General features: G+C 65.9%; 15 protein-coding genes and 2 pseudogenes. 14 read left to right on the top strand and 3 right to left on the bottom strand.

Annotation, left to right across the window (positions count from 1 at the left end):
* Positions 1-481: 481 nt before the first annotated feature.
* Positions 482-911, bottom strand: a pseudogene (locus tag LH400_RS24110) (IS5 family transposase); the annotation flags it as partial.
* Between the two features lie 353 nt (positions 912-1,264).
* Between LH400_RS24110 and kdpF the strand changes: the two are divergent.
* From kdpF to LH400_RS24160, 10 genes and pseudogenes are all read left to right on the top strand, one after another.
* A complete protein-coding gene (gene kdpF / locus LH400_RS24115; RefSeq protein WP_229156023.1) occupies positions 1,265-1,354 on the top strand; it encodes a K(+)-transporting ATPase subunit F in 90 nt (29 codons plus the stop codon).
* Between the two features lie 12 nt (positions 1,355-1,366).
* Positions 1,367-3,076: a potassium-transporting ATPase subunit KdpA gene (gene kdpA / locus LH400_RS24120; protein WP_229156024.1), complete on the top strand. Its 1,710-nt coding sequence runs from the start codon at positions 1,367-1,369 to the stop codon at positions 3,074-3,076.
* An 8-nt stretch (positions 3,077-3,084) separates the two neighbouring features.
* A complete protein-coding gene (locus LH400_RS24125) occupies positions 3,085-3,279 on the top strand; it encodes a hypothetical protein (protein WP_229156025.1) in 195 nt (64 codons plus the stop codon).
* Between the two features lie 10 nt (positions 3,280-3,289).
* On the top strand, positions 3,290-5,326 hold the full coding sequence (gene kdpB / locus LH400_RS24130) for a potassium-transporting ATPase subunit KdpB (protein ID WP_229156026.1): 2,037 nt from the start codon (positions 3,290-3,292) through the stop codon (positions 5,324-5,326).
* Between the two features lie 11 nt (positions 5,327-5,337).
* Positions 5,338-5,955 carry a potassium-transporting ATPase subunit KdpC gene (kdpC, locus tag LH400_RS24135; protein ID WP_229156027.1) on the top strand — a complete coding sequence of 206 codons (618 nt, stop codon included), beginning with the start codon at positions 5,338-5,340 and terminating at the stop codon, positions 5,953-5,955.
* Between the two features lie 9 nt (positions 5,956-5,964).
* Positions 5,965-8,691 (top strand): ATP-binding protein, encoded by a 2,727-nt coding sequence (locus tag LH400_RS24140; RefSeq protein WP_229156028.1) that lies wholly within the window; start codon positions 5,965-5,967, stop codon positions 8,689-8,691.
* Positions 8,688-9,377, top strand: coding sequence for a response regulator (locus tag LH400_RS24145; protein WP_229156029.1), 690 nt, complete (start codon positions 8,688-8,690; stop codon positions 9,375-9,377). Before LH400_RS24140 ends, LH400_RS24145 begins: the two co-directional genes overlap by 4 nt.
* Before the next feature lie 341 nt (positions 9,378-9,718).
* Entirely contained in the window at positions 9,719-10,837 is a 1,119-nt protein-coding gene (locus LH400_RS24150; RefSeq protein ID WP_229156030.1) for a sensor histidine kinase, read from the top strand.
* Positions 10,834-11,265, top strand: a complete 432-nt coding sequence (locus LH400_RS24155) for a response regulator (RefSeq protein ID WP_229156031.1) — start codon at positions 10,834-10,836, stop codon at positions 11,263-11,265. Before LH400_RS24150 ends, LH400_RS24155 begins: the two co-directional genes overlap by 4 nt.
* 262 nt (positions 11,266-11,527) lie before the next feature.
* Positions 11,528-11,813: pseudogene (locus LH400_RS24160) on the top strand (transposase); the annotation flags it as partial.
* Between the two features lie 16 nt (positions 11,814-11,829).
* On the opposite strand, the gene groL reads toward LH400_RS24160, so the two are convergent.
* Positions 11,830-13,452, bottom strand: a complete 1,623-nt coding sequence (gene groL, locus LH400_RS24165; RefSeq protein WP_229156032.1) for a chaperonin GroEL — start codon at positions 13,450-13,452, stop codon at positions 11,830-11,832.
* A gap of 56 nt (positions 13,453-13,508) precedes the next feature.
* Positions 13,509-13,817: a co-chaperone GroES gene (locus LH400_RS24170; RefSeq protein WP_229156033.1), complete on the bottom strand. Its 309-nt coding sequence runs from the start codon at positions 13,815-13,817 to the stop codon at positions 13,509-13,511.
* A 303-nt stretch (positions 13,818-14,120) separates the two neighbouring features.
* Between LH400_RS24170 and LH400_RS24175 the strand changes: the two genes are divergently transcribed.
* The 4 genes from LH400_RS24175 to LH400_RS24190 all read left to right on the top strand — a co-directional run.
* Positions 14,121-14,387 (top strand): DUF1488 family protein, encoded by a 267-nt coding sequence (locus LH400_RS24175; RefSeq protein ID WP_229156034.1) that lies wholly within the window; start codon positions 14,121-14,123, stop codon positions 14,385-14,387.
* A gap of 246 nt (positions 14,388-14,633) precedes the next feature.
* Positions 14,634-14,846, top strand: coding sequence for a cold-shock protein (locus LH400_RS24180; RefSeq protein WP_229156035.1), 213 nt, complete (start codon positions 14,634-14,636; stop codon positions 14,844-14,846).
* Between the two features lie 464 nt (positions 14,847-15,310).
* Positions 15,311-15,616, top strand: a complete 306-nt coding sequence (locus tag LH400_RS24185) for a hypothetical protein (RefSeq protein ID WP_229156036.1) — start codon at positions 15,311-15,313, stop codon at positions 15,614-15,616.
* Positions 15,617-15,797: 181 nt separating this feature from the next.
* The coding region (locus LH400_RS24190; protein WP_370638476.1) for a GH36-type glycosyl hydrolase domain-containing protein at positions 15,798-23,635 on the top strand (7,838 nt) is incomplete at its 3' end.

Genomic DNA, 23,635 nt, shown 5'->3' on the forward strand with positions numbered 1-23,635 from the left:
AGATTGTCACCCATGTCTTAGGAACGTTCTGTTACCCATGTCTCCGGGGCGGACACCGACGCGATTGGTGACCCTCCTCAGACTCGAACCCTTGGGCCCATAGCCGATGCTCGGCCGTACGAGGCGCATACGGATTCTCGGCGGCGGTGCCCCTCCCCCGGCACGCATTCCGCCCCTCGACCCACACGTGACGCTCGCGCCACGCCGAAGCGATCTCTGCCGCTAGATCCCGGTCCTGACCGACCAACGCTTCGCCTCCCCCGCAATCGTCGATCAGTCATCTAAGGCTATGGGGTGGCCCGGTCTTTAAACCAGATAAGCTTGCCTGCGCAGCGCCGGCTACGTGTCACGGCAAAATTAGCCAAAGCGCCCGGATCGAATAAGCGCATGCACTCTGCGGCGACCTCGAACGCGCCGCGGTCGCCGCGCACCCGTCCTGCCGCGTCCATCACCAGCCCGGCCATGGTCACGTCGGCAACGTGCCGGCTGTCAGCCGCAGAATGGCCGGTCGCCTCAAAAGGTCCGTCACAGCGTGGATATTCGTGTTTGACCGCCGCGCGAGGGCCCGATGGCTTGAGCCTTCGCCCACCTTTCCCCGTGAGCAGAACGGTGCATCTTCACATAGCTGGAGTCGAACGAAGCCGATAGCGCGAACACGCCGCTGGCAACAAGAGCATCGAGGATGCGGTCCAGAGTTGTCGACGGGACCAGCGGTTGAAGCGATTGTGGATCGTCGTCGACGGACCGTATTCGGCCGGGCAGTCCTGCCAGCCGCAGCCTGTCTTCAGTACATACAGGATGCCGCTGATGAGCTGGCGATCGTGGACCCCGCGTGCGCCCGGCTGGTTCTTCGGAAGGTGCGGCTCGATCGCCGCCCACGCCTCGTCACTCAACCAGAATAGCCTGCCCATCATCGCCTCGCTCGCAAAACAACCGGAGGGAAGTTGATTTGCTACGCACCTTCAACAGGCTGATTGGGTTTCGACCCTAAGCCATTGCCCCTCAAGATCGAACAGGAAGCGCTCGATAGGCAGGCGGCTGTAGGCGAATTGTCATCATAAACGGCGCATAAACAATCTACGCGCCCTTTATGCTTGCCGCGCTAAAATGATAATGGCGCGTTGATGGCGGCCGAAGCTACCTAAACTGCTCCCACAACTGGAGAGCAGTCATGTTCGACATCGTCTACATAGCCCTCACCGTCGGATTCTTTCTGGCCGCGGCTCTGTCCGTGCGCGGCTGCGAGCGGATCTGAGGTATGCCCATGAGCTTCGACCTCGTCCTCGGAGGGCTGACGGCCGTCGGCCTTCTTGTCTACCTGTCCTACGCGCTCATGCGCCCCGAACGCTTCTGAGGGGTAAGCGCCATGGCACCCGATATCCTCCAGTTCATCCTCTACTGTGTGCTCCTGACGGTGCTGGCCTGGCCACTCGGCCTGTACATGGCACGTGTCTTCTCGGGCGAGCGCACCGTGCTTTCGCCCCTCCTCGATCCTGTCGAGGCCGGCCTCGCACGGGGCTGCGGCGTCGATCTCGGCAAGAGCAACCAGCACTGGACGCGCTATGCCCTCGCCGCGCTCGCCTTCAATCTCGCGGGCTGGCTGGTGCTCTACGCCATCCTGCGCCTGCAGGGCTTCCTGCCGTTCAACCCGCAGGGCCTGCCTGGCCTGTCGCCGGATCTCGCCTTCAACACGGCGGTCAGCTTCGTCACCAACACCAACTGGCAGGCCTATGGCGGCGAGACGACCATGTCGTATCTCAGCCAGATGGCTGGACTGACCGTCCAGAACTTCGTCTCGGCCGGAACGGGAATCGCGATCGGCGCCGCGGTGATCCGGGGCCTTGCCGGGCGCGAGACGCGCGGGATCGGCAATTTCTGGGTCGATCTCGCTCGCTCGATCCTTTACCTTCTTCTGCCGCTGTCGATCCTGTTCGGCCTGTTTCTCGTCTGGCAGGGCGTGCCGCAGAACCTTGCCTCCTACGTCGACGCCACGACGCTTGAAGGGGCCAGGCAGACCATCGCGCAGGGGCCGGCAGCCGCACAGATCGCGATCAAGCAGCTTGGCACCAATGGCGGCGGCTTCTTCAACGCCAACTCGGCCGTCCCGTATGAGAATCCGACGCCGCTCGCGAACTTCTTCGAGATGCTGGCGATCCTCCTGATCCCGGCGGCCTTTCCCTTCATGTTCGGGAAGATGGTCAAGGACATGCGGCAGGGCGCCGCGATCTTCGCGGCGATGCTGGTGCTCTTCGTCGCCGCGCTCGGCCTGACCTACGGCTCCGAGATCCAGGGCAACCCAATCTACGCCCAACTTCCGATCGACCAAGCCGCTGGCAGCATGGAAGGCAAGGAGGTTCGCTTCGGCACCGGAAATTCGGCGCTGTGGGCCACCGCGACGACTGCGGCGTCCAGCGGTTCGGTTAATTCCATGCACGACTCCTACACTCCGCTCGGTATGCTCGCTCCGATGCTGCAGATGCAGCTCGGCGAGATCGTCTTCGGCGGCGTCGGTTCCGGCTTCTACGGCATGCTCGCCTTCGTTCTATTGACGGTGTTCATTGCGGGCCTGATGGTCGGCCGAACGCCGGAATATCTCGGAAAGAAGATCGAGGCGAAGGAGGTCAAACTCTCCATCATCGCCTTCCTGGTCATGCCCGTCGGCGTCCTCGTCTTTGGCGCCATGGCGGCGGTCATTCCCACCGCCTTGGCCTCGGTCCAGGACGCCGGACCGCATGGACTGTCGGAGATCCTCTACGCCTATTCCTCGGCGACGGGGAATAACGGCTCGGCCTTCGCGGGCTTCGGTGCCGGGGTGCCCTACCACAACACGATGCAGGGCATCGCCATGCTCCTCGGTCGCTACGTCTTCATCGTGCCGATGCTGGCGATCGCCGGCTCGCTGGCGGCCAAGAAGACTGTGCCCGCCTCGGCTGGGACATTCCCGACCCACACGCCGCTGTTCGTCGGCCTTTTGGTGGCGGTAATCCTGATCATCGGCGGCCTGACCTTCTTCCCGGCGCTTGCGCTCGGTCCGATCGCCGAGCAGACGGCGATGCTGGTCGGACAGACCTACTGAGCTGGGTCATGTCCGTCTGGAACTATCTTCGTGTCGGCGCTCGCCGCCGACACGTGCCCCTTCTGCGGACGCTTCTGAAGGCCAGCCCGATCATCGTCGGAGCCTCGACGCTGATCGTGGTCTTCGTCGCCTTCCGCCTCTTCGTCACCATGCAGCAGGTTCCCGGAGCCGCTCGCGGCATCCGTCAGGCCTTCGGCTTCTAAGGACATTCCCATGACAAGCACCAAGGACACATCCCTCTTCGACCCGGGGATCGTAAGGCCGGCGCTCAGAGCAGCAGCCTCCAAGCTCGATCCTCGGATCCTCGCAAGGAACCCGGTGATGTTCGTCACCGAGATCGTCGCGGCGCTCACAACGCTGCTGTTCCTGCGCAACCTCGCCTTCGGCGTCGACGGCGCCTTTCTGGTGGGCCAGATCGCGGTGTGGCTGTGGTTCACCGTCTACTTCGCCAATCTCGCCGAGGCGATGGCGGAAGGCCGCGGCAAGGCCCGCGCGGACACGCTGCGGGCGACGCAGAGCGAGACGCCGGCCAAGAAGCTCGGCTCCACCGACGCAAGTGACTTCACCGAAGTCTCCAGCCGCAGCCTGACGACCGGCGACATCGTCCTCGTCGAAGCCGGCGACATCGTGCCTGCCGACGGCGAGGCGATCGACGGCGTCGCCTCGGTCGACGAATCGGCCATCACCGGCGAGAGCGCTCCGGTGATCCGCGAGGCAGGCGGCGACCGCTCCTCGGTCACCGGCGGCACCCGCATCGTGTCCGACTGGCTGAAGGTAAGGGTGACGGCCAAGCCGGGAGAGAGCTTTCTCGACCGTATGATCGCGCTGGTCGAAGGAGCCCAGCGCCAGAAGACGCCGAACGAGATCGCCCTCAACATCCTCCTCGTCGGCATGACGATCATCTTCCTTCTGGTCGTCGTGACGCTGGAGCCTTTCGTCGTCTATTCCGGCGCCTTCGTGCCGGTCGCCTTCCTGATCGCGCTGCTCGTTACGCTGATCCCGACGACGATCGGGGGCCTCCTGTCGGCGATCGGCGTCGCGGGAATGGACCGGCTGGTGAAGGCAAACGTCGTCGCCAAGTCGGGCCGCGCCGTGGAAGCGGCTGGTGACGTCGACACGCTGCTTCTCGACAAGACCGGCACGATCACCTTCGGCGCCCGCCGGGCGGATGCCTTCCTGCCGCTGCCCGGGGTGTCGGAAACGGAATTCGCGCAAGCCGCCTTCGTCGCCTCTGGCGGCGACGAGACCCCGGAGGGGCGCTCCATCCTCGACTACGCACACAAGCTCTCGCCGCGTCTCGGCAGTGATGCCGCAGCCGTCGCGGAGACCATCGCCTTCTCCGCGCAGACCCGGCTGTCCGGCGCCAACCTTTCGGACGGCACCAGCCTGCGCAAAGGCGCTGCGGATGCGGTGCTCGCCTGGTGCGGCGGCGATCGTCCCAAGCCGCTGAACGATTTGGTCGAGCGGATCGCCCGCTCGGGCGGCACGCCGCTCGTCGTGGCGAAGGACAAGCGCCCGCTCGGCGTCGTCCACCTGAAGGACATCGTCAAGCCCGGCATCCGCGAGCGCTTCGCCGAATTGCGCCGCATGGGCGTCCGGACGGTGATGATCACCGGCGACAATCCGCTGACCGCGGCGGCGATCGCCGCGGAAGCCGGCGTCGACGACTTCCTGGCCGAGGCGACGCCGGAGAACAAGCTGGAGCTGATCCGCAAGGAGCAGGCCGAGGGCAAGCTGGTCGCCATGTGCGGCGACGGCTCGAACGACGCGCCGGCGCTCGCCCAGGCCGATGTCGGCGTCGCCATGAACACCGGCACCCCGGCCGCCAAGGAGGCCGGCAACCTCATCGACCTGGACAGCGATCCGACGAAGCTGATCGAGATCGTCATGGTCGGCAAGCAGCTTCTGATCTCGCGCGGCGCGCTGACCACCTTCTCGATCGCCAACGACGTCGCGAAGTATTTCGCGATCCTGCCGGCGCTGTTCGTCACAGCCTATCCCGGCCTCGGCGCGCTCAACGTCATGGGCCTGTCGAGCCCTGGCAGCGCCATCCTCTCGGCGGTGGTCTTCAACGCCCTCGTCATCATCGCGCTGATCCCGCTCGCTCTGAAGGGCGTGCGTTACGCCCCCGCCTCGGCCGCCAGCCTGCTCAGGCGCAACCTCCTCGTCTACGGCCTCGGCGGCCTCATTGTCCCCTTCATCGGCATCAAGGCGATCGACCTCGTGGTCAGCGCCCTCGCCCTCGCGTAAGGACTGCTTCCATGTTTTCCGAGTTCCGGCCCGCCTTGGTGATGATCACCGCGATGACGCTCCTCACCGGCGTCGCCTATCCGCTTGCGATGACGGGCGTCTCGCAGGCGCTGTTCCCGGACCAGGCGAATGGCAGCCTGGTGAGCGAAAACGGCAAGGTGATCGGCTCCGCACTGGTCGCCCAGTCATTCACGCAGCCCGGCTATTTCCATCCGCGCCCCTCCGCCGCGAACTACGACGGTGGCTCCAGCGGCGGCAGCAATTTGGGCCCGACCAGCGCGGCGCTGCAGGAGCGCATCACCGCCGATACGGCCCGGCTGTCGAAGGAGAATCCCGGAACTCCGATCCCGGTCGACCTCGTGACGACCTCGGGCAGCGGCCTCGACCCGGACATCTCGCCCGCGGCGGCCGAATTCCAGGCGCCCCGAATCGCCTCGGCTCGTGGCCTCGCGGTCGGTCAGGTCCGCGACCTCGTCCGCCAGACCGCAAGGGGCCGCACCTTCGGCCTACTCGGAGAGCCGCGGGTGAACGTCCTGGCGCTGAACCTCGCCTTGGACAGGCTGGCGCCGCCAGCCGTTCCGGCTCCGCGGGCGAGCGAGCCCGTGGCAGCCAGCGGCAGTGTCCGGTAGGCACACGCCGTGGCCCATCCCGACGTCCGCCCCGAGCCGGAAGCCCTTCTCGCAGAAGCCAGACGGGAGGGTCGCGGCCAGCTGAAGATCTTTCTCGGCGCCGCGCCCGGCGTCGGCAAGACCTTCGCCATGCTGGAGGCGGCGCGGATCCGGCAGAACGAGGGCGTGGACGTCGTCGTCGGGGTGGTGGAGGCGCACGGCCGCGCCGAGACCGAGCGGCTGCTGGCGGGGCTGGAGATCCTGCCTCGCAGCCGCCTCTTCTACCGGGGCCGTGCCCTGCCCGAGATGGACTTAGACGGGCTGCTTGCCCGCCGTCCGAAGCTCGCGCTCGTCGACGAGCTTGCGCATACCAATGTCGAGGGCAGCCGCCACGCCAAGCGCTGGCAGGATGTGGAGGAACTGCTCGTAGCAGGGATCGACGTCTATTCGACGCTGAACATCCAGCATCTGGAAAGCCTCAACGACGTCGTCGCCCGGATCTCCGGCGTGCGCGTCCGCGAGACCGTTCCCGACACGATTCTGGAACTCGCGGACGAGATCGAACTGATCGACCTGCCGCCGGAGGAACTGATCGCGCGGCTGCGGCAGGGCAAGGTCTATGTCCAGGAACAGATTGCCCGGGCGATCCAGAACTTCTTCTCCAAGGGCAACCTGACGGCCCTGCGTGAACTGGCGATGCGCATTGCCGCCGACCGGGTAGACGCGCAGATGACGGCGCATATGCGCTCCCATGCGATCCCCGGACCGTGGCCCGCGCAAGAGCGCATCCTCGTATGCATCAATGAGGCCCCGGTCTCCAAAAGCGTGGTGCGAGCGGCCAAGCGCATGGCCGAACGCGCGCGCCTGCCCTGGATCGCGCTCAGCGTCGCGACGGCGACGACGGAGAGTCTGCGCGAGAAGGAGAAGGATTCGCTTGTCGAGACGCTGCGGCTCGCCGAGACGCTCGGGGCCGAGGTGGTGACGCTGAGCGTCAGCGCCAACGTCGCCGACGAGATCCTCGCCTATGCGCGCACGCGAAACGTCAGCCGCATTCTGATCGGCCGGCCGCGTCAGCGTCGCTGGGTTCCGGGTTTCGTTCGCGAGACGGTTGCCGAGACGCTCCTGAAGCGGGCGACAGATTTCGAGGTGACGGTGGTTTCGCCGGACGAACGGGCCGCTCGCGAAGCCCGTCTGAAACTCCCGATCCCCACGCTCGCGTCGAAGCCGACGGCGTATCTCTGGACTACGGTGGCGGTGGCGCTGGCCTGCCTTGCAGCGCAGGTCGTACTGGTGGCCATCCCAGTCGAAAGCCTCGCGCTGGTCTTCCTGCCGGCAGTTCTCTTCGCCGCCGCGCAATATGGGCTGGCGCCCTCGATCTTCGCCAGCGTGATGGCATTCTTCGCCTACAACTTCTTCTTCACTGACCCGTACTACACCTTCAACGTCTACAACGAGAGCGAGGTTCTGACGCTCTTCCTTTTCCTCGTCGTGTCCATCGTCACCGGCAACCAGGCGGCTCGGCTGCGCACGCAGGCCACCGCCCAGCGAGCAATCGCGGAGCGCACGATGCGGCTCTACGAATTCAGCCGAAAGATCGCCAGCGCGGCATCGCTGGACGACGTCGTCTGGGCCGCCGTCCATCACGTCGCTTCCACACTGAAGTGCGACGCCCTGCTGCTGGGACCGGACGAACACCACCGCCTGACGATTCTCGGCGGCTTCCCGCCGGAAGACCAGCTCGACGTAAAAGACTGGGGCGCTGCCGAATGGGCCTTCGAGCACAAGGAGCCGGCAGGCTGGCGGTCGGTCACGCTGCCGGCAGCCTCCTGGCTGTTCCTCCCGCTTGGCGCGGGGGCGACGCCGATCGGCCTTCTCGGCGTGAAGTTTCGCCAGGGGGCGGCGCCAGGTCCCGCAGAGCGCCGGCTCCTCGATGCCCTGGTGGATCAGATCGCGGTGGCATTGGAGCGTACGCGGCTTGCCAGCGACATGGAGGAGACGCGGCTCCTGTCCGAGACCGAGCGCCTGCGGGCAGCGCTCCTCTCCTCGGTCAGCCACGACCTTCGCACTCCGCTGGTCTCGATCATCGGCGCCGCGTCCAGCCTGATCGAAGCGGATGCGGCGCTTGGCGCCGCTGGCCGACGCGCCATGGCCGAGACGATCTTCGAGGAGGGGGAACGGCTCAACCGCTACGTTCAGAACCTTCTCGACATGACCAGGCTCGGCTACGGCGCCCTTGAGGTCAGGCACGAGGCGGTCGACCTGCGCGAGACGGTCGGGCGGGCGATGATGCGCCTCAAGCACAGCCTCGCCGGCCACCGGATCGTGCTCGATCTCGCCCTCGACCTTCCGCTGGCGGACGGCGATCCCGTCCTGCTCGAGCAGGTGGTGACGAACATCCTCGACAATGCCGCGAAATATTCGGAGCCGGGAACGGCGATCACCATCGCCGGACGGGCTGGAGCGCGGACCCTCGTCCTGTCGGTCACCGACGAGGGGCCGGGCATTCCGGCCGAGGACCGCGACAAGATCTTCGACATGTTCTACCGGGTACGCGCCGGCGATGGCCAGAAGGCCGGAACCGGCCTCGGGCTTGCCATCTGCCAGGGAATTCTGGAGGCGCACGGCGGCAGCATCAGGGCGCAATCGGCCAGCAGCGGCAGGACGGGAACACGAATCGTGGTCGAACTTCCCATCGTCCGACGGTCGGCGGAGACTGAGCCCTCCTCGGTGAACGCTCCTCAGGGAGATGGCGAATGAGCGCCGGGCGCATCCTGGTTGTGGACGACGAACCGCAGATCCGAAAATTCCTGCGCATCGCGCTGGAGGCGCATCAGTTTGAAGTGTCGGAAGCCGGACGCGGCACAGAAGCGATCGAGAGGAGTGCTTCCCAGACCCCGGACCTTGTCGTCCTCGACCTCGGCCTGCCGGACATCGACGGCAAGGAGGTCGTTCGCCGCGTACGCGAATGGTCGCGAGTGCCGATCCTGATCCTTTCGGTCCGCCAGGCGGAAACCGAGAAGGTCGCGGCGCTCGATGCCGGCGCCAACGACTATGTCGTCAAGCCCTTCGGCATCGCCGAGCTCCTGGCCCGTGTGCGCGTCCTCCTGCGCGCGCAGGAAGCGCGGCAAGGGTCTCAGGAGAGCCCGCAGATGACGTTCGGCTCCCTCACGCTCGATCTGCCAAAGCACGAGGTGACGCTCGAAGGCAGCCCCGTCCGCCTCACCCGCAAGGAATTCGACCTCCTGCGCTATCTCGCGGCGCATGCCGGGCGGATTGTCACCCACCACGCGCTGCTGACGGAGATCTGGGGACCGGCCCATCGCAACGATGTCCAGTATCTCCGCGTGTTCATCGGCCGCATCCGGGCGAAGTTAAAGGACGACCCCGCCGCCCCGCGCTTCATCCTCAACGAGCCGGGCGTCGGCTACCGCTTCCTCGGCTGATCGGCCGGGCGGCCCCATGCTCAGACTACCAAGGGAGTTGCGATGCCCCGCACAGCCAATGACGGCCTCCGGACCATCGACACCAGCCGGCAAAAATTGGCGGCATGTGGACCGGTCGGATCCTAAGGGATGGGGCCGAGACGAGACTGTCGCCTTCCGGGCATGGCCGGCGAAAAGCTGCCCCTCGGTTCTCGACCCGGATTGCCAATTGCCCGTCCCGCAAATAACTGTGGCTCATCGTTTTGGCCCGAATTTGGGAGGGCTTGAGGAGTTCCGGTTTGTCTAGCAAACCCAATAGGATACATCACGATTCGAGCGTTCGCCTTAAAGGCGGCGGCGACATGGGTGATGCCATCCGTGCATTCGAGTGGGCGGGAACATCGCTTGGGCCTATCGAAGGATGGCCCGAGTCTCTCCTGAACACGCTTCGAACCATCCTCGCGACGCGCCAGCCGATCTGTTTTTGGTGGGGTCCGGACCTTCTCCAGTTCCACAACGACGCATACCTTCCGGTGATCGCCGAACGTGCCGACGAAGCGCTCGGCGCCCCGTTCCAACGATTCTGGGCCGACGTCTGGGACGGCGTGAGGCCGTTCGTCGACGAGGCTTTTGCCGGGCGCGGAACCTGGATCGAGGACTTACCCCTACAGATGGTCCGCGGCGGAAAGACCGTTCCGACCTCCTGGACGTTCTCGTACAGCCCGCTCTACGACGACGAGGGCGAGATCGCCGGAGTGATGAACATCGTTACGGAGACGACGCAGGCGGTTCGCAACCGCGAGGCTCTGGCTTCGGAAATTGACCGCACGAAAGCGGCGCTCGAGTCGCTCAGGGTTTCCGAGAAGCGGCAACGCGTCCTGCAGCGAGAACTGACGCACCGCATGAAGAACACGCTCGCGATGGTCCAGTCCGTCGTCACGCAAAGTCTGCGACATTCGGACGACGTCGAAACGGGAGCGAAACTGGCCGCACAGCGCATCGAAGCCCTTTCCCGGGCGCAGGACATGCTCACTGAGACGACCTGGGAGACTGCCGACATCAGGGAGGTCGTCGAGGCAGCCATTGCGCCGCATCTCGATGACACCGGACGCATCCGCTTAGACGGCCCGGAACACGCTCTCACAGCCCAGCAGGCGCTCGGCCTTTCGCTTGCGATCCACGAGCTCGCCACGAATGCGGTGAAATATGGGGCCCTGTCGAACGAACGTGGCAGCGTGCGGATCGCGTGGAGCGACGCCGAGAACGGCGGTCTGGTCTTCTGTTGGAGCGAGCATGACGGCCCCCCGGTAATCGTTCCCGAGAAGAAGGGCTTCGGCACGAAGCTGACGACGCGCGTGGTGCCTTTCTACTTCGACGGCCGGGCGAGCATGGACTACGCAGGCAGCGGAATCGTCTATTCGTTGTTCGGATCGCCCCCCGAGGGGGAACGTTCCGGGGTCAAGAGCCCTTCCCCTCGATGAAGCCTTTCCCCACGCCCAAAGCCGGCACCGTCCTCGTCGTCGAGGACGAACCCTTCCTGCGCATGGACCTCGTCGATACGCTCGAGGATGCGGGCTTCGCTTGTCTCGAAGCGGCGAATGCTGACGAGGCAATGCGGACCCTCAAGGCCATTCGGTCCGTGGAGGTTCTCCTTACCGACGTCCATATGCCGGGGACAATGGACGGCATTGAGCTGGCGCGGCTGACAAGAAACGGCTGGCCGCAGACAGCGATCATCGTGGTCTCAGGCCATAGGCGGGTCGAGGCCGCCGACCTTCCGTCCAATGCGTTTTTTGTGGCAAAGCCTTACGGACCGGATGTCATCATCGCCGCCGTCATCAAGGCTGTGGAGCTTCGGTGCGGAGGCATACGAACACCGATTGACCCGCTGTTGAGCGCGAGGACCTGACCATCGGAGGCCAACAGGATCGGTCGGCACAGTCCCTGCAGGCTGCTCGTGACGCCGAAATGGGCCGATTGCAGAATGGCGGCTTTACGGCGGCAATGTCAGGCAACAGGCGTTTGGTCGCAAGTGGATGAAGCCCTTCACGCCGTACGCATCTGGCGTGAGCCGCGGCGAGCAATGGACGATCCATGACCAACAGCCGCTCGCCCGAAGCTGAGCCAGGACTCCAGCCTCAATCTTGTCGGTCTTGATCCGCGCATGCGCGATCGCCTTGACCTGGAAGGAATTTGAAGCGGAGGCCGTCCGCTTGTTCGAGACGAGTGGCCGCACGCAGAGAGGAGATCGCCGAGGATCTCGCCCTCGGGCTGTCGACGCTGTGTCGGTGGCTCGAGAAGCACCGGGAAAAGGAATTGGAAGCTCCTCCCGATCGGCAGGAGGATCTGGCGGGCGAGTTGAAGCGGCTCGAGCGTGAGAACGAGACCCTCCGCCAGGAACTCGAGATCCTGAGGAGAGGTTTGGGCTCGCCCGAAACGGCGCTGGCTCGTTCCGGGCGCTCACTCAAAAGTCTCAGTAGCCCATGCCGCCAGCGCCACTCATCGCCGCAGCATGGTCGCCGGGGGTGTTGGCGATCATCGCCTCGGCCGTGATCAGCATTGCGGCAATGGAACCGGCGTCCTGCAGCGCCGTGCGCACCACCTTCGCCGGATCGACGATGCCTGCCGCAATCATGTCGACATACGCCTCGCTCTGGGCATCGAAGCCGTAATTGGCAGCGGCGTCCTCCAGCTTCCCGATCACGATCGAGCCCTCGACGCCGGCGTTCTCCGCGATCTGCCGGATGGGCGCTTCGAGCGCTCTGGCGATGACGGAGATACCAGCGGCAATGTCCGCATTCGCGCCGTTGAGCCCCCGGAGCGAAGCCCTTGCCCGCAGGAGCGCCATGCCGCCGCCGGGGACGATGCCTTCCTCGACGGCCGCGCGGGTCGCGTTGAGCGCGTCGTCGATGCGGTCCTTGCGTTCCTTGACCTCCGTCTCGGTGACGCCGCCGACGCGGATCACCGCGACGCCGCCGGCGAGCTTGGCCAGCCGCTCCTGCAGCTTTTCCCTGTCGTAGTCGGAGGTAGTCTCCTCGACCTGCGCCTTCAGCTGCGTGACGCGCGCCTTGATCGCCTCGCCGTCGCCGCCCCCGTCGACGATCGTCGTCGCGTCCTTGTCGATGATCACCCGCTTGGCGCGGCCGAGCATGTCGAGAGTCACGTTCTCGAGCTTGATGCCGACGTCCTCGGAAATGACCGTGCCGCCGGTCAGGATTGCGAGGTCCTCGAGCATGGCCTTGCGGCGGTCGCCGAATCCCGGCGCCTTGACGGCGGCGACCTTCAGGCCGCCGCGCAGCTTGTTGACGACGAGCGTGGCGAGCGCCTCGCCCTCGACGTCTTCGGATACGATCAACAGCGGCCGACCGGATTGCACCACGGCCTCCAGGATCGGCAGCAGCGCCTGCAGATTGGAGAGCTTCTTCTCGTGCAGGAGGACATGGGGCTCCTCCAACTCGGCGCGCATCTTCTCGGCATTGGTGACGAAATATGGGCTGAGATAGCCGCGATCGAACTGCATGCCCTCGACGACTTCGAGTTCGGTCTCGGCGGTCTTGGCTTCCTCGACCGTGATGACGCCTTCCTTGCCGACCTTGTCCATCGCTCTGGCAATCATCTCTCCGACCGAAGCGTCGCCATTGGCTGCGATGGTGCCGACCTGGGCGATTTCGGCGGAGGAATTTACCTTTGCGGCACGCTCGCCGATATCCTTGACGACGGCGGCGACGGCAATGTCGATGCCGCGCTTCAGATCCATCGGGTTCATCCCGGCGGCGACCAGCTTGGCCCCTTCGCGAAGGATCGAGGCGGCAAGGACCGTCGCGGTGGTCGTGCCGTCGCCGGCCTTGTCGTTGGTCTTCGAAGCCACTTCGCGCACCATCTGGGCGCCCATGTTCTCGAACTTGTCCTCGAGTTCGATCTCCTTGGCGACGGTAACGCCATCCTTGGTGATGCGCGGCGAACCAAAGGACTTGTCGATCACAACGTTGCGACCCTTCGGCCCCAGCGTCACCTTCACCGCATTGTTGAGGAGTTCCACGCCGCGCAGAATGCTGTCGCGGGCATGACCATTGAAGCGGATTTCCTTGGCGGACATCGGTTATTCCAGTGCGGTACGGAGTGAGGGAATCGATTGGGGAACGTGCTCGACCGTCAGGCGCCAGCCGGGGCGGCCTGCTCGACAATGCCCATGAGGTCGGACTCCTTCATGATGAGGAGATCCTCGCCGTCGAGCTTGACCTCGGTGCCGGACCATTGGCCGAACAGCACGATGTCGCCCGCCTTGGCGTCGACCGGGACGAGTGCACCAGCTTCATTTCGAGAGCCCGGCCCTACCGCCAGCACTTCGCCCTGCTGCGGCTTCTTCTGTGCGGTATCTGGAATGAGGATGCCGCCGGAGGATTTCGCCTCGGCGTCGATGCGACGGAGGACGACGCGATCATGGAGCGGTCGAAATTTCATGGGAGTGATCTTTCTGCAGCCGGCATTGGGCGCACGTTGCGTTCAATACATAGCCGTCCTGGCAATCGATTGACAGGAGTGCCAAGACGTTTCGTGTTCTGGCGCGTTATTTATTTTCAGGCTGATTGATTTCGATTGAATGCGCAGAAGAAAGACCCATCTCTGATTTGACGTTTTCTTTGTTCCGAGACGACAGCAGATGCTCGCCGTATGTCGGATGGAGCGAGAAACGGATAGCGATCGTCGCTTCGCCGCAGCGCTGTTCCGCCTGCCGCGTCCCTCCTGCAGAACGAGTCCATCGCCATGCCCCTCACCTTTCCCAATCGATCGCGAAGCTACGACGAGCACGGCCACCGGGTCCGGTTCGTGGGCTATGACGGCATGATGGAAGTGCCCTTCTTCGTCGAGGAGACCGCGCTGTCATCCTCCGGAGCGGTAGAGGCCCGATCGGAGATCGGCCTGCTCAAGGCGTTCGACGCGGCGCGCGACACCGTTCTGAAGGTCGCCGCCAAAGCCTATGCCCGCGGTCGCAAGAAGATGTATGTCCTCACCGACCGGGATTTCGCCTGATCCCGGGCCGAGGCGACCGTCCAATTGGAGAAAAACCCGGGGCGACGATCGGCCGCCGGGACGCAAACTTCTGGACTGGACTTGTAACTTCGGAATAAAAGGCGCATTTCATGTCGGTCGGTAGTTGTCCGAAAAAATTGGCCTTATGCGGTCCAAACGCTTGATCCAAGAATTTCTTGCGAAATATCGATTTCCTCGGGGCCAGAATTCTTCGGGCCCACAGATTTGCTAACGAAAGGGTGTCCCATGACCACGGGAACCGTAAAATGGTTTAATGCCGACAAGGGCTTCGGCTTCATCGCGCCTGACAATGGCGGCGGCGATGCCTTCGTCCACATCAGCGCCGTCGAGCGCTCCGGCATGAGCAGCCTGCAGGACGGCCAGAAGGTCTCCTACGAACTCGTCGCCGATCGCAAGAGCGGCAAGATGTCGGCCGAGAATCTCGCCGCCATCGCCTGATGATACGGCTCGCGACCATTTGGTTGCGAGCTCGATACGGCGTCGCGACAGGGTCGACCACGGATGTACTGGCGAACCCCGGCACGCGACGCCCGGGACGCAGCGCGCCAACCGCGCGCTGCGCCTGCACCACAAATGGATACGTCTCCGCACCGCGGCGGATCTACCCGCCGGACCGGCGCACGGCGATCAACAGATCCAAGTGGCAGGCAATCGTGACGTCCGCGAGCGAAAGCCGATAAGCCGATACCCCTGCCGCAGACGCGGCGGTCTCGGTGCTGAGCAACGGTTCGCTCGGCCGCTCAAGCCGACGAAGATAGCCAACTTCTCGCGAACGCAGGAGACCAGCGTAGCCGGTGGCGGAATGCGTACCGCGATTTCGACCTGCCGTCAGCGTCTCTCACAGTTCCGCAGCCTCATACGACCCTCTCCGGCAAAAACGAGCCGAAGGCAGGGCCTCGAACATGCTGCCAGATCCCGATCCGAAAGCCGGGCTGCCTTCGGCGAATTCGACGGCAAAAGCTCGGCTTTTTCTTAAAGGTGACACCATGGTCAAGTCCAGAATTGCGCGCGAACGCGCAGAACGCAGTTTCCTGCCGAAGATCGAGCAGGACGAGAAGGGCTCGGCCATGCGGACGATCGAGTCCGGGCGGATCCTCATCCAGGCCAAGTCCGCGAAATTGAAGGCGCTGCGCCTCGAGCGCGACGCGACGATCACGCTCCCTGCCGCGAAGGCACGCAAGAGAACGCGCACTGCCAAGGCCGCGTGATACCGGCTCCGAGCGCGCGCTGATCCAACAGGTGCGCGACGCCGGCGCGGGCACGTCCGCTTCGGCTCCATGACGTCCGACAATCGGCAAGTCGTCTGAGGCGAGGCTGCAGCCGACAGGCTGCATCGCCCAGGATGGACGGATCGTCATGCACCCCGATGCCTATACGCCGGCCGCGCCTATGGCGCCGGCAAGTTCGTCGCTGCAATGGCTCGACCGGTTTTTCGGTCGCGCTGAAAGCCGGACGCTATGGTCCGACCCCGCGCCGGTACGCCAGGAGCTCTTCGGCATCGAACGCCTGGAGCAGCATGCGGAAAGCCTCGCGCGTGCCCAGACCGTCACCAACCGTCCGCCGGCCGTCCTGTCGCTGCATGTCCGTATCAAGCGGAACGCGGCGGTGCTGCTCGCCGCCTACCGGGCGAACGCGGCCGAACTCGAAAAGGGCCGGAGCGTCGTGCCGGCCGCCGAATGGCTGCTCGACAACTATCATATCGTCGAGACGCAGATCCGCGACATTCGGGACGATCTGCCCAGCGGCTACTACCGCAAGCTTCCGAAACTGGCTTCCGGCCCCTTCGCCGGTTACCCGCGCATCCTCGGCCTCGCCTGGGCCTATGTCGCCCATACCGACAGCAATCTGGAAGCCGACACTCTTCGGCGTTTCGTCGCCGCCTATCAGCGTGTCCAGCCGCTGACCATCGGAGAGCTGTGGGCCGTTCCGATCACCCTGCGCATCGTGCTCGTCGAGAACCTGCGGCGCCTGGCGGATCAGATCACGGCCGGCCGGCTGGCGCGGCAGGAAGCCGATCGATGGGTGGACGGGCTTCGGGCGACGAGCGGGGGGAGGACGGAACTCTCCGAGCTGGTCTCGGCTCTTCCTGATGCGCCTCTGTCAGAACGGTTCGCGGCTCAGCTTGCCAAGCGGATGCGCGACGCCGATCCCTCGACGACCCCGGCCCTGGTCTGGCTGGAAGAGCGGCTCGGCCAGCAATCGACCTCCAGCGACGAGGTAGTGCGCCATGTGCAGCTCAGACAGGGTGCCTCGAATGTCACCGTCCGCAATATCGTCACCAGCATGCGGCTGGTCTCCGATATCGACTGGGCCGACCTGTTTGAAAGCGTCAGCCTCGTCGACGCGCGGCTTCGAGCCAGAAGCGGCTTCGCCCGCATGGATTTCGCCACCCGCAATCTCTACCGCAGTGCGATCGAGCAGTTGTCGCGAGGCTCGAACGCGAGCGAACTGGACATTGCAGAGCTGGCGCTGGACGCAGCCGAGACCGCAGCGGCGGCGGATGTCGCTCAGTCGGAGCGGGTCGGAGATCCCGGCTACCACCTGATTTCCGACGGCCGGCGGGCGCTGGAGACGTCGATCGGCTTTCGCCCTACCGCTCGCCTCTGGTGGAGCCGCTTCAGCGTTCGTGCGGGCATTGCCGGCTATGTCGGCGCCGTTCTCGCCCTGGGCGTTCTCCTGGCGCTGCTGACCGCCTGGGCGATGGCGAGCGTCGGTGCCGGCCTCGTTCTCGCGTCACTCTTCGCCCTTGCGGCTGTCATACCGGCCAGCGAAGTCGCGATGGCCGTCGCCAACCGGGCGCTGACCTTCAGTTTCAGCGCGAACGCGCTGCCGGCCCTCGATCTGAGAAAGGGCGTCCCTTCGTCCCTGCGCACGCTCGTCGTGGTGCCGACGCTTTTGACAGGCGCGGACGATCTTCGCGAGCAGATCGAGCGGCTGGAGGTGCACTTTCTTTCAGGCACGGCCGGCGACATCGCCTTCGCGCTTCTGGCGGACGGTGTCGACGCGGAGAGCGAGATCCTCGCCGGTGACGCCGACCTGATCGCCATCGCAACCGACGCGATCGAGCGCCTCAACACCCGCCATGGCCCCGGCCCCTCCGGTCCGCGATTCCTGTTCCTCAATCGAAGGCGCCTCTTCAACCCGGCGGAAGGCGTCTGGATGGGCTGGGAGCGCAAGCGCGGCAAGCTGCACGAGCTGAACCGCCTGCTGCGCGGCGCGACCGATACGTCCTATGCCGCCGCCGACGGTTCCTCCCCGAGCGTGCCGGCCGACGTGCGCTACGTCATCACGCTGGACGCCGACACCCGGCTGCCGCGCGACACCGCCAACCGCCTGATCGCCAAGATGGCGCATCCGCTGAACCGGCCGCGGTGGTCGGCCGCGGCGCAGCGCGTCGTAGGCGGTCATGCGATCCTGCAGCCCCGCGTCACGGCATCGCTGCCGGTCGGCACGGAAGGGTCGCTCTACCAGCGGGTGTTCTCGGCGCCCGGAGGTATCGACGCCTATTCGGCCGCCGCATCCGACGTCTACCAGGATCTCTTCGACGAGGGCTCGTTCACCGGCAAGGGCATCTACGACGTCGACGCATTCGAGGCGGCGCTCGCCGCGCGCGTGCCCGAGAATACCATGCTGAGCCACGACCTGTTCGAGGGAGCGCTCGCCCGGTCCGGCCTCGTCTCCGACATCGAGGTCGTGGAGGAATTTCCCTCCCGCTACGACGTCTCGGTGCGGCGCCAGCACCGCTGGGTGCGCGGCGACTGGCAGCTTCTGCCGTGGATCCTGCGGTTCGGAAACGGCCCGAAACATCTGCCTGCCGTCGGGCGGTGGAAGATGGTCGACAATCTCCGGCGGTCGCTGATCTCCCCCCTCGCGCTCCTCTCGCTCTGGCTGTGCTGGCTGATGCCGCCGACGGCCGCGTTGATCGGCACGTTGGCGGTCCTCGCGGCCATCGCCACGCCCGCCCTGATGCCGATCGCCCTCTCGATCGTCCCACACCGCTCCGGCGTCATGCTGCGCGGCCATCTCGTCCGCATCCTCCGCGAGACCCGGATGGCGCTCCTGCAGACGGCCATGCTCGTCGCCTTCCTGCCCGACCATGCCTGGCTGATGGGCGATGCGATCGTGCGAACCCTTACCCGCCTCCTGGTGACGCGCCGGCTACTGCTCGAATGGACGACCGCCGCACGCTCCTCGGCGGCGGCTCGGGCCGGCCTTCGCGGCTTTGCCCGAAGCATGGCCGGCGGAACGATCCTCGCCATCCTGGCAATCGGGAGCGCCGTCGCTTTGGCCCCGGCTTCCTGGCCGCTGCTGCTGCCGTTCGCCATCTTGTGGCTGGCCGCGCCGGCCATCGCATGGGCGGCCAGCCGCGCGCCGAAGCCGCATGCCGTCACCGCGCCCGGATCGGACACGGCCAAGGCGCTCCGGCTCATCGCGCGTCGGACGTGGCGATATTTCGAGACCTTCGTGACGGCAGACGAGAACATGCTGCCGCCGGACAATTTCCAGGAGGATCCGCACCCCGTCGTCGCTCGCCGGACATCGCCGACCAATATCGGGCTCTACCTTCTCGCCACTGTGACGGCCCGCGATTTCGGCTGGACCGGCACCGCCCAGGCGGCGGATCGCATCGAGGCGACCTTTGCCACGATGCGGCGCATGCGGCGGTTCAAGGGACATTTCCTCAACTGGTACGACACCGCGAATCTCTCGGTGCTAGAGCCGGCCTATGTCTCTTCGGTCGACAGCGGCAATCTCGCCGGCCACCTGATCGCGCTCGCCAACGCCTGCGAGGAATGGAGCGCGGCGCCTCAAACCCAATCCGTGCGCGGCGGCCTTCGCGACGCGCTTTCGCTCGCGCAGGAGGCCTTGGAGGCCGGCGCCGGCGCGGGGCCGGTCAAGCAGCAGCTTCAGCTCACGCTCGCAGAGATCGGCGCCCGGTTGCAAGATCCGGTGGCGATCGAGAGCGTGCTTCCGATCATCGGCCGATTGGCCGGTAAGGCGGCAGACGCGGCCCTCAGCCTGGCTCCCGCGGAAGCCGGTGAGCCTTCGGCCGACATCGTCTTCTGGACGACCGCCCTCTCCAGGCTTGCGAACGAGGGAATCCAGGATAGGCAGACGCCCGCCGGTGGCGAAACCGCTCTTTCGCTCCGGCTGCATGCTATCGCGGCCGAGGCGCGCGCATTCGCGATGGCGATGGATTTCGCCTTTCTCGTCGATGGCGAGCGCAGCCTCCTGTCGATCGGCTACGCGGTGGAGGAAAACGCGCTCGACCGAAGCTGCTACGACCTCCTTGCGTCCGAGGCCCGGCTGGCCAGCCTCTTCGCCATCGCCAAGGGCGATGTCGAGACGCGGCACTGGTTCCGGCTCGGTCGCGGCGCAACACCGGTCGGCAACGGCTCCGCGCTGGTCTCCTGGTCCGGGTCGATGTTCGAGTATCTGATGCCGCCGCTGGTCATGCGGGCGCCGATCGGCAGCCTGTTGGAACAGACCTGCCGTCTTTCGGTCCGGCGCCAACGGTCCTATGGCGCAGAGCTGGATGTGCCGTGGGGTGTTTCGGAATCCGCCTTCAACGCCCGCGACTTCGAATTCACCTACCAGTATTCGAATTTCGGCGTTCCCGGGCTCGGCCTGAAGCGCGGGCTCGCCGACAATACCGTCGTCGCTCCCTACGCCACCGGCCTCGCCGCGATGATCGAGCCGGCCGAAGCACTGGCGAACTACCGGCGTCTCGCCGCCATGGGCGCGCTCGGCCGCTTCGGCTTTTTCGAGGCGCTCGACTTTACCAAGTCCCGTCTTCCGAAGGATAAAGCCGTCGCCATCGTGCGCAATGTCATGGCCCATCACCAGGGCATGACCATCGTCGCGATCGCCAATGCCCTGCAGAACGGCCTGATGCGGGACCGCTTCCATCGCGAACCGATGATCAAGGCCAGCGAGCTCCTGCTGCAGGAGCGCATCCCGCGCGACGTCGCGGTTTTGCGGGTGCGTGCGGAAGAGGTGCGATCGCCCGCTTCGGCTTCCGATACGCGTGTCCCCACCGTTCGCCGCTTCGCCACGCGACCGTCCGGCCCCCCGGTCACTCATCTCCTGTCGAACGGCCGCTACTCCGTCATGACGACCGCCACGGGCGGCGGCTACAGTCGCTGGGGCGAGATCGCCGTGACACGTTGGAAGGAAGATACGACCCGCGACGATTGGGGCGCCCGGATATTCCTGCGCGACGTCAAGAGCGGCACGGCATGGGCAGCCGCACATGGCCCGGATCGTACCGGGGGTGACACATCCAGCGTCACGTTCGGAGAGGATCACGCAGCCTTCCACCAGCGCGAAGGAACGCTGTCGACCGTGATGGAGGTCCTGGTCTCCGGTGAGCATAACGGGGAAGTCCGCCGGATCTCGCTCGCCAACACCGGACGCCGCGTCCGGGAGATCGAGCTCACCAGCTACGCGGAGCTGGTTCTGACCACGGCCGCGGCCGACGCCGCCCATCCGGCCTTCGCCAAGATGTTCGTCGAGACCGAGCATCTCGCCGAATTCGGCGCCGTCCTCGCCACGCGGCGCCCTCGGTCGCCGGACGATCCGAGCATCTTTGCGGCACATTTTGCCGTCGTGGAGGGAGAAATCGTCGCCGAGCCGCAGTTCGAGACCGACCGGGCGCGCTTCTTCGGATGCGCGTCGTGCCTCGCGGCTTCCCCGGCGATCGTCGACGGTCAGGCGCTCTCGAACACCGTCGGAACCGTTCTCGACCCGATCTTCTCGCTTCGGCAGCGCGTCGCTGTCCCGCCCGGCAAGACCGTCCGCGTGGCCTTCTGGACCGTGGTGGCGGCGAGCCGGGACGAGTTGATGGATCTCATCGACACGCATCACGAGCGCAGCGCCTTCGAGCGCGCCAAGACGCTCGCATGGACCCAGGCTCAGGTGCAGCTGCGTCATCTCGGCATCGGAGCCGGCGAGGCCTGCGACTTCCAGCAGCTCGCCGCGCCGATCCTCTACGCCGACAGGCGGTTCCGGCCATCCTCGGAGGAAATCACACGCGGCGCGGGCCAGCAGTCCGGGCTCTGGATGCTCGGGATTTCCGGCGACCTGCCGCTGGTCGTCGTCTCGATCGACGACGTCGAGGATATTGCCCAGATCCGCCAGCTCCTCAGAGCCCATGAATACTGGCGGTCCAAGCAACTCGCCGTCGACCTCGTCATCCTCAACGATCACGCCTCGTCCTACCTGGCCGATCTTCAGGTCGCGATCGAAACCGCCGTCCGCAGCAGCCAGTCGCGCCCGAGGCTCGGCGGATCGCCGGCGCAGGGCTCGGTCTTCCCGCTTCGCTCCGACCGGATGGCCGCCGAGACGCGTGCCCTCCTTCGATCCTGCGCCCGCGTCGTCCTTTCGGCGCGACACGGCGCGATCGCCGAGCAGCTCGCGCGCCTTGGAGAACCGGAACCGGCGGTAGAAGCCTCACCGCCGCCGCTAGGCAGGAAGTCCGACCTTGAAGTCGCACCTCTCCCCGATGATGGGCTCGACCGCGATCTCGAATTCTTCAACGGGCTGGGCGGTTTCGCTGAAGACGGCCGCGAATACGTGACCATTCTCAGAGCCGGCGACGAAACGCCCGCGCCTTGGATCAACGTCGTCGCCAATGCCGGCTTCGGCTTCCAGGTCTCGGCCAAGGGCAGCGGCTACACTTGGTCGCAGAACAGCCGCGAAAACCAGCTGACCCAATGGTCGAACGATCCGGTCGCCGACCCCTCGGGCGAGGCGATCTACATCCGCGACGAGGCGAGCGGCGCGCTCTGGAGCCCGACCGCGCAGCCGATCCGCGACGATGGGGTTTATGTCGCCCGGCACGGCTTCGGCTACAGCCGCTTCAGCCACACCGCGCACGACATCGCCAGCGAACTGACCCAGTTCGTGCCGCTGGCGGACCCGGTGAAGATCTCCCGCCTGACGCTCCACAACCGGTCGACCGTCACGCGCCGGCTGACGGTGACCGCCTATGCCGAATGGGTACTAGGGACCGCGCGGGGCACATCCGGCCCCTTCCTGTCGAGCGAACTCGACGCGGTGAAGGGCATGCTCCTCGTCCGCAACCCATGGAACCTGGCATTCCCTGGCCGCGTCGGCTTTGCCGACCTCGCCGGACGGCAGACCGCCTGGACGGCAGACCGCCGCGCCTTCCTCGGCGAGGAGGGGACGACGCAAGCTCCGGCGGCCCTGATACAGGGAGCGAGCCTGTCGCGCGCCAGCGGCTCGGGTCTCGATCCCTGCGCCGCGCTGCAACGCTCCCTGACGATCGCGCCCGGAGAGACGATCGAGATCGTCTGGTTGCTCGGCCAATGCGACACGGTCGAGGCCGTCAGGTCGCTGGTCACGCGGTATCGCGAGGCCGATCTCGACGCGGTCCTTGAAGCGGTCCATGACCATTGGCGCAGAATGCTCGGCGCGGTCGAGGTCGAAACACCCGACCGCTCCATGGACATCATGCTGAACGGCTGGCTGCTCTACCAGACCATCGCCTGCCGCATCACCGCCCGCTCGGCCTTCTATCAGGCGAGCGGTGCCTACGGTTTCCGCGATCAACTGCAGGACGGCATGGCGCTGACCTTCGTCCAGCCGGACGAGACGCGACGCCATCTCCTGCGGGCGGCCGGGCGTCAGTTCGAGGCCGGCGACGTCCAGCATTGGTGGCTGCCGCATTCCGGCCAGGGCGTGCGCACGCGGATCTCCGACGACCGCGTCTGGCTCGCCTACGCTGCGGCAACCTATGTCACAACGTCCGGCGATCTCGCCGTCCTCGACGAGGACGTGCCCTTCCTGGACGGGCCGGATCTGCGCGAGGGCGAGCACGACGCTTTCTTCCTCCCGGGCGTGGCGGCACGTTCCGCCTCGCTCTACGAACACTCAGCGCGCGGCCTCGACCAGTGCCTGACCCTCACCGGCGCGAACGGCCTGCCGTTGATCGGCACCGGCGACTGGAACGACGGCATGAACCGGGTCGGCGAAGCCGGCCGCGGCGAAAGCGTCTGGCTCGGCTGGCTGCTGATCGCCACGATCGACCTGTTCGCGCCCCTCGCGGAGACCCGGGACCCGGAGCGGGCTTCCCGCTGGCGCGCCCATGCCGCATCCGTTCTTGCGGCGATCGAAGCGACGGCCTGGGACGGACAATGGTATCGCCGGGCCACCTTCGACGACGGCAGCTGGCTCGGCTCTGCCGGCAACGAGGCCTGCGAGAT

Origin of the sequence: Jiella soli (genome assembly GCF_020615385.1) — a bacterium.
Lineage (GTDB): Bacteria > Pseudomonadota > Alphaproteobacteria > Rhizobiales > Rhizobiaceae > VKMB-3413.